Here is an 11,776-nt window from a genome sequence, read left to right on the forward strand (position 1 = left end):
CCTCATGCGCGGCCTCCTACTTGTCCTGGTCGAGGGTGTACGTACGGTCGCCCGGCGCGATGGCGGTCTGGGAGCCGCCCGCGACCAGGGCGAGCCGGACGTGCGTGGCGAACGACTCGGCGTAGGCGACCCGTTGGGCGTCCGCCGTGCCGAGCGCGAAGGTGATGGGGACGGCCTCGGTGGCGGTGCGCCGCCGATCGTCGCTGGACTGGCCCGGGTCGAGGGCGGTGAGCTTGCCGACGTCGAGGACGCGGGCGTTGGTCACGATGACCTTGGACTCGTCCTTGGCCTTGTCGTTCTCGGCCTTGAAGGTGGCGTAGATGTTGACCCGCGAACCGGGGTCGATCTTGCCCGCGACGCCGGTGGAGGCGTCGATCATGATGGCGATCTCCTGCTGCCCCGGCTGGAGTTCGGGCCGGTCCACGATCATGTCGCTCTGAAGCAGGGAGCCCTTCTCCAGCCGGGTCACGGCGATCTTCCCGCGGATCCGGGCCAGATCGGTGACGGCGGTGGCGGGCAGCCACCGCTTCGGCATCGAGATCTTCTCGAACTGGTCGGGCGTGAGCGCCTTGTAGGGGTCGATGCCGTTCTTGAGGCGGTACGCGGTGACCTCGGGGCCGACCTTGGAGTTCACGTCCCGGATCACCGACAGCACCCCGGCGAAGGCGCCGACGGCGGCGAGGGCCGAGAGGACCAGCAGGATGACGCCGCGGCGCTGGCGTGCGTTCACTACATCTCACCTCGAAGGGACGTGCCGGGTGGTCGAGCGGGACTGCTTTTCGGCCGGGGGTGCGGGGGTTGCCCCCCGGGGTGGTGCGGCATGACGCGGACAACCTCGATCGGGGCGGGAAACGGCGGGTCGGGCGGTCGGGCGGTCGGGCGGTCGAACGTTGTGCGAGACGTACTGCGGACCAACGCGTGCGGGGCTACGTGCCGCCGCGGGGCAGGGCGGCGCGGACGGCCGTGGCCGGTAGCTGTTCGGGGGGTGGCGGGAGGGGCGCGGCGCAGAACCCGCAGCGGTCGCCGATGAGTTCGAGTCCGCACCAGTGGCAGGTCTCGCGCCGTACGGATGACACGAGCTGGTAGAGCACGGACACGTCGTGCAGGCCGGCCGCGAACTCGACGAGCCGGTTGGTGCCCCACCAGCGGGCCGAGTCCTGGGGCAGGGGCACGGTCCCGACGCCCTGGACCCGCCAGGCGGGGGCGAGGGAGGCGGTGACCCAGTCGGAGGGCGGCTGCCCGGCGGCGACGAGCATCCGGGTGCCGAACTCGGGGCCGGGTAACTCCTCCTGCCCGACCCGAACGAGCCGGGGGCGTGGGCCCGCGAGTACGGCGAACTGGGCTCCCGGCACCCACGACTTGGCGTGGGACGTGAGCGGCACGGGAACGCGGTCCAGTTTGGCGACCGAGCCGAGGAGGGCGCCGGCGTAGATGTAGTGGGCCAGCAGGCGCGCGGAGGACGCCAGGACGCCGGGGCTGAAGTCGCAGATCGACAGCTGGCGCAACTGCTGGGCGAGCAGCGCGAGTCCGAGCGGCGGCAGGTCGATGCCGAGCAGCGCGACGCGGTCGCTCTCCAGGACGGAGCGGACGGTGCGCAGCCGTTGCACGGCCGGGTCGTCGCCGGAGGCGGGGTGCAGGGCGATGACGTACCCGTACTGCTCGATCAGCGCGTGCATGCCGGTCAGGGACGCCTCCAGCGTGGGCTGGGGCTGGACGGCAGCGGGTGGCGTCTGCCGGTCGAGCGGTGGGAGCACCAGGTCGGGACTGGTGACGGCTATCGCGGTCGGCACGGCTGCTCACCACCCCGTTCACTGCGGCGGGGTGGTCAACCACCGCCCCAGATGGCCCCTGTGACGTCCTGTTGCGTCGTCCTGCAACAGCACCATATCCACGGCATGCCCCGCTCAACACAGAATCAGGAAGATCATCTCACCGAAGGTGGGGACATGATCCACACAGAGTAGGGGCATATGCCCCAACTCCGGACGTCCACAGGACCGTTGAAGACACGCAGGCCCTTGACACCGGGATTGGTCTGGACCAAATTCTTGGAGCATCAGGCGGTGGCCACCGTTCCGCAATGCCCTCCAGCGTTTTCCTCCCTTTCCTCTCCCCACATCGGAGGCCGAAGTGGACCGCGTACCAGCCCTGCCCCGCCGCAGACGGACCCTCGCCGGGGCCGCCGTAGCCGCCCTCGCCCTCTCCCTGCTGGGCGCCGGCCACGCGGCCGCGGCGGACGTGAACAACGCGAAGAACGCCGGCTTCGAGTCGGGCCTCGCCGACTGGACCTGCTCGGCCGGCAGCGGCACGACGGTGTCCTCCCCGGTGCACGGCGGCACGGCCGCCCTGAAGGCGACGCCCGCGGGCCAGGACTACGCGCAGTGCGCCCAGACGGTCGCGGTGAAGCCGAACTCGACGTACACGCTGAGCGCCTGGGTGCAGGGCGGGTACACCTACCTGGGCGCCACGGGGACGGGCACGACGGACGTGTCGACGTGGACGCCGGACTCGACGAGCTGGAAGCAGCTGTCCACGACGTTCACCACGGGCGCCTCGACGACCTCGGTGACGGTGTACCTGCACGGCTGGTACGGGCAGGCGGCGTACTACGCGGACGACGTGTCGGTGTACGGGCCGGACGGCGGCGGTGGCGGCGACCCCTCCCCCACGGTCCCGTCGCCCCCCACGGGCCTGGCGGTCGCCGGCACGACGTCCTCATCGGTGTCCCTGTCCTGGAACGCGGTGACGGGCGCGACGGGCTACAACGTGTACCGCGGCGGCACGAAGGTGACGTCGGCGACGGGCACGTCCGCGACGGTGACGGGCCTGTCCCCGTCGACGTCGTACTCCTTCCAGGTGACGGCGACGAACGCGGCGGGCGAGTCGCCCAAGTCGGCTGCGGTGACGGCCACGACGGCGTCGACCGGCGGCGGGGGCGGTACCGGGCTCCCGAAGCACGCGGTGACGGGCTACTGGCAGAACTTCAACAACGGCGCCACGGTGCAGCGGATCTCGGACGTGCCGGCGCAGTACGACATCATCGCGGTGGCGTTCGCGGACGCGACGAGCACGCCGGGAGCCGTGAGCTTCACCCTCGACTCGGCCGGCCTGGGCGGCTACACGGTGCACCAGTTCAAGGCGGACGTCGCCGCCAAGAAGGCCGCGGGCAAGAAGGTGGTCGTCTCGGTCGGCGGCCAGAACGGCACGGTGTCGGTCAACGACGCGACGTCGGCGACGAACTTCGCGAACTCGGTGTACGCGCTGATGCAGTCGTACGGCTTCGACGGGGTGGACATCGACCTGGAGAACGGCCTGAACGCGACGTACATGTCGCAGGCGCTCAGGCAGCTGTCGTCGAAGGCGGGATCGTCGCTTGTGATCACGATGGCCCCGCAGACGATCGACATGCAGTCGACGTCGAACGCGTACTTCCAGACGGCGCTGAACGTGAAGGACATCCTCACGGTCGTCAACACCCAGTACTACAACAGCGGCTCCATGCTGGGCTGCGACGGCAAGGTGTACTCGCAGGGCTCGGTGGACTTCCTGACGGCCCTGGCCTGCATCCAGCTCGAGGGCGGCCTGTCCCCGTCCCAGGTGGGCCTCGGGGTCCCCGCCTCGACGAGCGCGGCGGGCAGCGGCTACGTGTCGCCCTCCGTGGTGAACAACGCCCTGGACTGCCTGGCGAAGGGAACGAACTGCGGCACGTTCAGGCCGTCGAAGACGTACCCGGACCTCCGGGGCGCGATGACGTGGTCGACGAACTGGGACGCGGCGTCCGGGAACGCGTGGTCGAACTCGGTGGGCCCGCACGTGCACGCGCTGCCGTAGGCAGCGCCCGACCGTGCTGGACGGCCCACCCCTCCGGTGGAGGTGGCGGGCCGTGCGCTCAAGGACGGGACGCGTTCAGGGCTCTCAGTCGGTACCCGACTCGATCGCGGCGTGGTCGAGCAGTTCGGCCTCGTCGGCGGTGCCCTCTCCACGGGAGGCGATCGTCTCCGCGCCGCCCTCGGGCATCGCACCGATCAGACCGGTCGAGGCCGCCTGCGCGGCGCCGATCAGCGCCGGGTCCGGGCTGCCGCCGACCATGCCGAGCCGGGCGTACTGCTCCAGCTTGGCGCGGGAGTCGGCGATGTCGAGGTTGCGCATCGTGAGCTGGCCGATACGGTCGACCGGGCCGAAGGCGGAGTCCTCGGTCCGCTCCATGGAGAGCTTGTCCGGGTGGTAGCTGAATGCCGGTCCGGTCGTGTCGAGGATGGAGTAGTCCTCGCCGCGCCGCAGCCGCAGCGTCACCTCTCCGGTGACCGCCGTCCCCACCCAGCGCTGCAGCGACTCGCGCAGCATCAGCGCCTGCGGGTCCAGCCAGCGGCCCTCGTACAGCAGCCGGCCGAGGCGGCGGCCTTCGGTGTGGTAGCTGGCCAGCGTGTCCTCGTTGTGGATGGCGTTGACCAGGCGCTCGTACGCCGCGTACAGCAGCGCCATGCCCGGCGCCTCGTAGATGCCCCGGCTCTTGGCCTCGATGATCCGGTTCTCGATCTGGTCGCACATGCCCAGGCCGTGCCGGCCGCCGATCGCGTTGGCCTCGAGGACCAGGTCCACCGGGGAGGCGAACTCCTTGCCGTTGATGGTGACCGGCCGGCCGCGCTCGAAGCCGATGGTGACGTCCTCGGGGGCCACCTCGACCTCCGGGTCCCAGAACCGCACGCCCATGATCGGCTGCACGATCTCGATGCCGGTGTCGAGGTGCTCCAGGGACTTCGCCTCGTGGGTCGCGCCCCAGATGTTGGCATCGGTCGAGTACGCCTTCTCGGCGCTGTGCCGGTAGGGCAGGTCGCGCTCCAGCAGCCACTCGGACATCTCCTGCCGGCCGCCGAGCTCGCTGACGAAGTCGGCGTCCAGCCAGGGCTTGTAGATGCGCAGCGAGGGGTTGGCGAGCAGACCGTAGCGATAGAACCGCTCGATGTCGTTGCCCTTGAAGGTGGAGCCGTCGCCCCAGATCTGGACGTCGTCCTCGAGCATCGCGCGCACCAGCAGGGTGCCCGTGACGGCCCGGCCGAGCGGGGTGGTGTTGAAGTAGACGCGGCCGCCGGAGCGGATGTGGAAGGCGCCGCACGCCAGGGCCGCGAACCCCTCCTCCACGAGCGCGGCCCGGCAGTCCACGATCCGCGCGACCTCGGCACCGTAGGCCGTGGCACGCCCGGGCACGGAGGCGATGTCGGGCTCGTCGTACTGGCCGAGGTCGGCGGTGTAGGCGCAGGGAACGGCGCCCTTCTCGCGCATCCACGCGACCGCGACAGAGGTGTCGAGACCGCCGGAGAAGGCGATCCCGACTCGTTCACCGACAGGCAGGGAAGTCAGCACCTTGGACACGAGGCTAAGTGTATGCACACTCTCGCATGATTATGCAAGCCCGGGGTCCGGACGGCTCTCCTCCCGTGTCGCGGAGACGGTCACCGGCCGAGTCGCGTCCGAGACGGAGAGATCTGCCCGGCGAGCAGCGCGGCCAGGGCCAGGACGAATCCGATCAGCTGGGGTCCGGTGAACGACTCGCGGAGCAGGAGCACGCCGAGGGCGGCGGCGACGAGCGGGGAGAGCAGCCCGAGCAGGGCGGTCGCGGTGACGGGCAGGGTGCCTATGCCGCGGAACCACAGGGTGTAGGCGAGCAGACCGCCGACGAGCCCGAGCCACAGGTAGCCGGCCACCGCCGGAGCGCCGATCCGGTCCGGGACGCCCTCGGTGAGCAGCGCGGCGGGAAGCAGCACGACGCCGCCCGCGGTGAGCTGCCAGCCCGCGAACGTCATGGCCCCCACGCCCGCGGGGCGTCCCCAGCGTTTGGTGAGGGTGACACCGAGCGCCATGGCCCCCGCGCCGGCCAGCCCGGCGGCGATGCCGAGCGGGTCCAGCGCGGCCTTCGGCCCGATGACGACGAGTCCGACGCCGAGCACGCCGACGACGCCCCAGGCCAGACGCCACACGGAAGGACGCTCCCGCAGAACGGGCACGGCGAGGAGGGCGACGACGATCGGCTGGGCCGCGCCCAGGGTGGCCGCGACACCACCCGGGAGCCGCTCGGCGGCGAGGAACAGCAACGGGAAGAACAGGCCGATGTTGAGCGCACCGAGCACCCCCGCCCTGCCCCACCACACGCCGCGCGGCAGGGTGCGGGTCAGGGCCAGGACGAGCAGCCCGGCGGGCAGCGCCCGCATGAGCCCGGCGAACAGCGGATGCCCCTCGGGCAGCAACTCGGCCGTGACGCTGTACGTCGTGCCCCACACCGCCGGCGCGAGCGCCGTGGCGAGCGTCGCGGCCGTCCGACCGGCTGGGGCGGCAGGGGCCGCAGCCGCGGCGGCCGTGTTCACGCTTGTCGTAGTCACCTCATCACTGTCGGCCCTCCTCCGTCGATGAATCCAACACATGCTTGTCATGGCATCCATCTGTACGGAAGATCGATGCGTGGATCTGCAGCAGATGCGGTACGTCCTCGCGGTGGCCGAGACCGGCAGCTTCACGCGGGCCGCCGAGCGGTGCTTCGTCGTCCAGTCGGCGCTCAGCCACCGGATCGCGAACCTGGAGCGCGAACTGGGCCTCAGGCTGTTCGCGCGCACCAGCCGCCGGGTGCGGCTCACCGCGGCAGGGGAGGCTTTTCTGCCCGCCGCCCGGCAGTGCCTGGAGGCGGCCGAGCGGGCGGGCGTGGACGCCGCGGCAGCGGTGGGAGAGGTACGCGGCCGTCTGGCCGTCGGAGTGATCCCGACGGTCGCCGCGGTCGATGTCCCGGCCGCGTTGCACCGGTTCCGCGACGAGCATCCACGGGTACGGATCGCGCTGCGCGTCGGCTCGAGCGACGAACTCGCGGCCGAGGTGCGCGAAGGCGGGCTCGACGTCGCCTTCCTGGGGTTGCCCGAGACCGACCGCCCGCTCGGCGTGCGGGCGCGGGAGCTGGCCCGCGACCGTCTCGTAGCCGTCGTCGGCACCGCGCACCCGCTCGCGACCGCCGGCGAGGTCGGCCTGGCACGGTTGGCCGAGGAGACCTTCGCCGACTTTCCCGCCGGCACCCCTGGACGCGCTCAGAGCGACCAGGCCTTCACCGCCGCCGGCCTCGTCCGTGAGGTCGCCTTCGAGGTCACCGCCGCGGACCTGATGACGCGCATCGTCCGACAGGGCCTCGCGGTCGCCCTCCTGCCCACGGCGTTCACCCGTGATCTGCCGGACGTGATCACCGTTCCGGTCACCGACGGTCCGGTGCGGGTCGAGCACCTGGTCTGGAGCGACTTCAACCCGAGCCCGGCGACGCTGGCGTTCCTCGACATGCTTGACGCATCTTCGTGAATCAGCCGGGGGCCAGCTGATGCCAGATCGCCACGGCAGCCCCGATCTGGGCAAGAAGCCAGGTGATCTGTCCGGACAGACCCCGCAGTTGGTAGACGGACAGCAACAGGGCGAACCGACTGGGCCGTACAGAAATGCTCTCCCAGCTGCGCCAGTACGGACCAGCGCCGTCCCGCGGCGATGGGGCGCGCGACAATGACCAGGGCCCAGCCCGCAGCAACACAGATGAGGGACCGCCACCGTAGTACGACTGGCTGCTGCTGCCGGATCGCCCACTACTTCGGCCCGCAGCCGCCGGAATTGCAGGTACACGGTCAGCGGCTGATACTGGAACCACGACCACTTCCCGCTCGCCCCGGACGAGGTCCTGGTGGAGACCAACGACCCCGACGACCCGCGCGCTGCAGACGCACGTGGAAAAGGCGGCCAGGACCCGGCACATCAAGCCCTGGCAATGGCGGTTCGTGCCTCACGAGCAGAGTGCGGGGTCAGGGGGAGACCCCTATCAGGCCGTCCTGCTGTGCTCCCCGCTCGACCTGTGCCCGGGGCGCGAGCGGAAAGGTTCCTGACTCGCCGTCACCCGGGCTTCGGGGAGCCCGAACCCGCACCAAGTCTCCGTATCGATCGGAGCGCATCCCATGACGCATCACGTTTGTGCCATCGTGCCCCCGCATCTGCTCGACCAGCTCGCCCGGTCGGAGAATCCGGCCGTGCACGAGCCCGCACGCCGCACCCTCGCGCTGGATGCGGCGCAACGGGTGCACCGGAGACTGACGACGGAGATCGGCCCGACCGTCGCGCCGCCGATACGCGCCGCCGACCATCCCGAGCGGATCGTCTGTGACGCACAGCACCGGCAGGAGCTGCCCGGCAGACGCGTACGCTGCGAAGGCGACGTGGACACGCCGGACACCTCCGTGAACCACGCCTACGACGGCCTCGGCGCCACCTTCGACTTCTATCTGCAGACGCTGTCCCGCTGCTCCGTCGACGGGGACGGCCTGCCGCTGGACGCCAGCGTCCACTTCCGGAACAACTACGACAACGCCTTCTGGGACGGCGAGCAGATGGTCTTCGGCGACGGGGACGGGCGCATCTTCGGCGACTTCACCCAGGCCCCCGACGTCATCGGCCATGAACTCACCCACGGCGTCACCCAGTACACCGCCAACCTTCAGTACTTCGGCCAGTCCGGAGCCCTGAACGAGCACATATCCGATGTCTTCGGTTCCCTGGTCGAGCAGTACGCCAAGGGCCAGAGCACCGAGGAGGCCAACTGGCTGATCGGCGAGGAGCTGCTGCGCCCCGGGGTGCAGGGGGTCGCCCTGCGCTCGATGAAGGCGCCGGGTACCGCGTACGACGACGACGAGCTCGGCAAGGATCCGCAGCCCGCCCACATGGACGACTACGTCGAGACGTTCGCGGACAACGGCGGCGTGCACATCAACTCGGGCATCCCCAACCACGCCTTCTATCTCGCCGCGACGCAGCTCGGCGGCTACGCCTGGGAGCATGCCGGCCACGTCTGGTACGACGTGCTCACCAGCGGCACGCTCGCCCCCGACGCCGACTTCGCGTCGTTCGCCGGGCTGACCACCGCCGCCGCCCAGGCTTACGGGACGAAGGAGCGCGACGCGGTGCTCCAGGCGTGGACGGCGGTCGGCGTGCTCACGGAGTGAGCGGGCCGCCTGCTGTGAGTCAGCCCATCGGGCGATAGTGCCCGAGTACCGCCGCCAGTTCGGCGAACCACTCCTGCAGCCTCTCCCGGCGCTTCGCGTCCACGACGCACTCGAACACCCGGCCGTCGAGGTGCACGACCGCCACCATCAGCACCTTCTCGTCGGGGCCGGGGCGGTAGTGGACGCTGCGGACCACCGGCCACGGGAAGTCCGCCGTCAGACCGCGCATCTCGAAGGCGACCCCCGACGCGTCCACCACCACCGAGTTGTGACGGTCGGCGGCAAGGAAGTCCGGTCCAGGTGGTATCTGCCCAGGCGGTATCTGAGGTGCCGGGGGAGAGTACGGCGGATACGGGGTGCTGGCCGGTGGCGGCGGACCGAAGCCCGGTGGTCCGGTCGGCGGCGACGGGTGGCCGTGCCCGGGAGGGCCGTATCCGGGAGAGCCGTAACCGGGAGAGCCGTATCCGGGAGAGCCGTATCCGGGAGAGCCGTATCCGGGAGAGCCGTATCCGGGAGAGCCGTATCCCACGGTCAGTCGTCGTCCTTCTCGGGGGCGGCGGATTCCTCCTCGCCGTCCTCGAAGTACTCGTCCAGCACCTCGTCGAGCCGGGTCTCCCACTCCTCGAAACGAGCGCGGGAGTCGGCCTCGATCTCGATGGGGTACCAGCGGCGTTCCGGGGTGTGCACGGTCACCGTGAACCGCTTCCCGAAGCGTGCGGTCTCCGTCTCCACGGCGCCGATCTCGTCCCAGCGGAACTCGCACTCCTGGTCGTCCAGGCGAAGCCGTACACCGCTGCGGTCGGCGACGATCCGGGCACGGCGGTCCGCGGCCTCGAACACCGGGCCGTCGGGGACCTCTCGGCCCTCCGCGGGGGCCTCCTCGACGGCGGCCTCCTGCTCCGGTTCCCCGGCGGTGGCCTCCTTTTCCGGAACCACGTCCTCCGGCCCTACGGAGTCCTCCGGCCCTACGGAGTCCTCCGGCTCCACGGAGTCGTCCGATTCGACGGAGTCCTTCTGGTCCACGGACACGGGTGAGGTGAGCCCGGGGATGAAGGCCGGGTCGACCCCGGCGCCGTCCAGGGGCTGGCTGCTCGAACCAATGCGCTGCTCCACAGCGGGCAGTATGGTCGAAGATCCTGTGCCGGACACAGCCAGCCCCTGCATCGTTATACGAATCCAGCCCGATGTCCTACGTCTTGGGTGTCTTGCGTCCGGCCCTCGACGTCGTTCGTCACCGGACGGCTAGACGAAGACGCTCACCACCGCCGCCACCGCGAACCCGGCCACCGACAGCACGCTCTCCAGCACGGTCCACGTCCGCAGCGTGTCCCGCTCGCTGATCCCGAAGTACTTGGCGACCATCCAGAAGCCGCCGTCGTTGACGTGCGAGGCGAAGATCGAGCCGGCCGAGATGGCCATGATGACCAACGCCGTGAACGCCTGCGAGTGGTGTCCCCCCGTCAGCAGCGGGGCGACGATGCCCGCCGTCGTGACGATCGCGACCGTCGCCGAGCCCTGGGCCACGCGCAGGACCAGGGAGATCAGGTACGCCAGCACGATCACCGGCAGGCCCACGTCGTGGAAGGTGTCGGAGAGCGCCTGCGCGACCCCGCTGCCCTTGAGGACCGCGCCGAAGACCCCGCCCGCGCCGACCACCAGCAGGATGTTGCCGACCGGCTTGAGCGAGGCGGTGGAGACCGTCTCCAGCGACTTGCGGGACCAGCCACGGCGGATGCCCAGCAGGTAGTACGCCAGCAGCAGCGCGATGGTCAGCGCCACGAAGGGGTGGCCGAAGAACTCGATGACCGAGCGGCCGGTCGAGGGGTCGAAGGCGATCGAGGAGAAGGTGGCCAGGAGGATCAGGACCAGGGGTGTACCGATGATCGTGAAGACGATCGAGAGCGGCACCGGCTTCTCCGGCGGCGTCACCCCGGACGCCCGCTGCTCCTGCTCGAGCGCCGCCTTGGCCTCCTCGGCCGCCTCGACCATGTCCTGGGGCACCGGGACGAAGATCCGCCTGCCGATCCACGCGGACCACGCCCACGCCGCCAGCACGGCCGGGATGCCGCAGACGACGCCCATCAGGATGACCATGCCGAGGTCGACCTTGAGCAGGCCGGCGGCGGCGACCGGGCCCGGGTGCGGCGGCAGGAACGCGTGGGTCATGGACAGGCCGGCGAGCAGCGGCAGGCAGTAGAGCAGGATCGACTTGCCGCCCCGCTTCGCCGCCGCGTACACGATCGGCGCGAGGACGAAGATGCCGACGTCGAAGAAGACCGGGATGCCGAAGATCAGGCCGGTCAGGCCCATGGCCAGCGGAGCGCGCCGCTCGCCGAACAGGCCCAGCAGCCTGGACGCCAGCACCTCGGCGCCGCCGGAGACCTCGAGGACCGCACCGAGCATCGTGCCGAGCCCGATGATGATGGCGACATGGCCGAGGGTGCCGCCCATGCCGGACTCGATGAGGGAGACGGCGTCGGAGCGCTGGACCGTGCCGAAGAGTTCGGTGACCGACAGGCCGGCGCCGAGGCCGACGGCTATGGAGACCGCGAGCAGCGCCACGAAGGGCTGGAGTCTCACCTTGATGATCAGGACGAGCAGCAGTGCGATGCCGAGCGCCGCGACGGTGAGCAGGCCGGCGGTGCCGTGGACGAGGGCGAGCAGGCCTCCGGTGTGGGGTGGGGGCGGTGGCGTGGGGGAGGCCGCGAGCGAGCAGAAGGACATGGGCATGACAGGGGGCCTCTTGCTTCTCGTAAGTCCATGGGGGTTCG

At 70.6% G+C, this 11,776-nt stretch carries 11 protein-coding genes; 3 read left to right on the forward strand and 8 right to left on the reverse strand.

From position 1 onward, the window contains the following. Positions 1-16: 16 nt before the first annotated feature. Together cpaB and ACFYZE_RS11730 are read right to left on the reverse strand one after the other, a co-directional pair. Complete coding sequence (gene cpaB, locus ACFYZE_RS11725) at positions 17-730, reverse strand: Flp pilus assembly protein CpaB (RefSeq protein WP_388991294.1); 714 nt, start codon at positions 728-730, stop codon at positions 17-19. A gap of 196 nt (positions 731-926) precedes the next feature. After that, positions 927-1,790 (reverse strand): hypothetical protein, encoded by an 864-nt coding sequence (locus ACFYZE_RS11730; protein ID WP_388991296.1) that lies wholly within the window; start codon positions 1,788-1,790, stop codon positions 927-929. A 340-nt stretch (positions 1,791-2,130) separates the two neighbouring features. On the opposite strand from ACFYZE_RS11730, the gene ACFYZE_RS11735 reads away from it, so the two are divergent. Next, a complete protein-coding gene (locus tag ACFYZE_RS11735) occupies positions 2,131-3,831 on the forward strand; it encodes a chitinase (RefSeq protein WP_388991298.1) in 1,701 nt (566 codons plus the stop codon). An 84-nt stretch (positions 3,832-3,915) separates the two neighbouring features. On the opposite strand, the gene argG is transcribed toward ACFYZE_RS11735, so the two are convergent. Further along, positions 3,916-5,370: an argininosuccinate synthase gene (gene argG / locus ACFYZE_RS11740; protein ID WP_388991300.1), complete on the reverse strand. Its 1,455-nt coding sequence runs from the start codon at positions 5,368-5,370 to the stop codon at positions 3,916-3,918. A gap of 80 nt (positions 5,371-5,450) precedes the next feature. Beyond that, positions 5,451-6,374, reverse strand: a complete 924-nt coding sequence (locus tag ACFYZE_RS11745; RefSeq protein WP_388991302.1) for an EamA family transporter — start codon at positions 6,372-6,374, stop codon at positions 5,451-5,453. Positions 6,375-6,453: 79 nt separating this feature from the next. Between ACFYZE_RS11745 and ACFYZE_RS11750 the strand changes: the two genes are divergently transcribed. Next, positions 6,454-7,326: a LysR family transcriptional regulator gene (locus ACFYZE_RS11750; RefSeq protein WP_388991304.1), complete on the forward strand. Its 873-nt coding sequence runs from the start codon at positions 6,454-6,456 to the stop codon at positions 7,324-7,326. Position 7,327: 1 nt separating this feature from the next. On the opposite strand, the gene ACFYZE_RS11755 is transcribed toward ACFYZE_RS11750, so the two are convergent. Next, positions 7,328-7,768 carry a DUF6185 family protein gene (locus ACFYZE_RS11755; RefSeq protein ID WP_388991306.1) on the reverse strand — a complete coding sequence of 147 codons (441 nt, stop codon included), beginning with the start codon at positions 7,766-7,768 and terminating at the stop codon, positions 7,328-7,330. A gap of 196 nt (positions 7,769-7,964) precedes the next feature. On the opposite strand from ACFYZE_RS11755, the gene ACFYZE_RS11760 reads away from it, so the two are divergent. Next, positions 7,965-9,005 (forward strand): M4 family metallopeptidase, encoded by a 1,041-nt coding sequence (locus ACFYZE_RS11760; RefSeq protein ID WP_388991308.1) that lies wholly within the window; start codon positions 7,965-7,967, stop codon positions 9,003-9,005. A 19-nt stretch (positions 9,006-9,024) separates the two neighbouring features. Here the strand turns inward: ACFYZE_RS11760 and ACFYZE_RS11765 are convergent, their stop codons facing one another. The 3 genes from ACFYZE_RS11765 to ACFYZE_RS11775 all read right to left on the reverse strand — a co-directional run bounded on the left by ACFYZE_RS11765 (position 9,025) and on the right by ACFYZE_RS11775 (position 11,729). Continuing rightward, entirely contained in the window at positions 9,025-9,264 is a 240-nt protein-coding gene (locus ACFYZE_RS11765) for a hypothetical protein (protein WP_388991310.1), read from the reverse strand. A 272-nt stretch (positions 9,265-9,536) separates the two neighbouring features. Continuing rightward, complete coding sequence (locus tag ACFYZE_RS11770; protein ID WP_388991311.1) at positions 9,537-10,118, reverse strand: hypothetical protein; 582 nt, start codon at positions 10,116-10,118, stop codon at positions 9,537-9,539. Between the two features lie 129 nt (positions 10,119-10,247). Beyond that, positions 10,248-11,729: a GntP family permease gene (locus ACFYZE_RS11775; protein WP_388991464.1), complete on the reverse strand. Its 1,482-nt coding sequence runs from the start codon at positions 11,727-11,729 to the stop codon at positions 10,248-10,250. Between the last annotated feature and the right edge of the window lie 47 nt (positions 11,730-11,776).

The organism is Streptomyces sp. NPDC001796, assembly GCF_042892355.1.
Taxonomy (GTDB): Bacteria; Actinomycetota; Actinomycetes; order Streptomycetales; family Streptomycetaceae; genus Streptomyces.

Coding starts and splice junctions, on each gene's coding strand:
- ACFYZE_RS11755 (WP_388991306.1), bottom strand. CDS start 7,768: ATGTGCCGGGTCCTGGCCGCCTTTTCCACGTGCGTCTGCAGCGCGCGG.
- ACFYZE_RS11760 (WP_388991308.1), top strand. CDS start 7,965: ATGACGCATCACGTTTGTGCCATCGTGCCCCCGCATCTGCTCGACCAG.
- ACFYZE_RS11775 (WP_388991464.1), bottom strand. CDS start 11,729: ATGTCCTTCTGCTCGCTCGCGGCCTCCCCCACGCCACCGCCCCCACCC.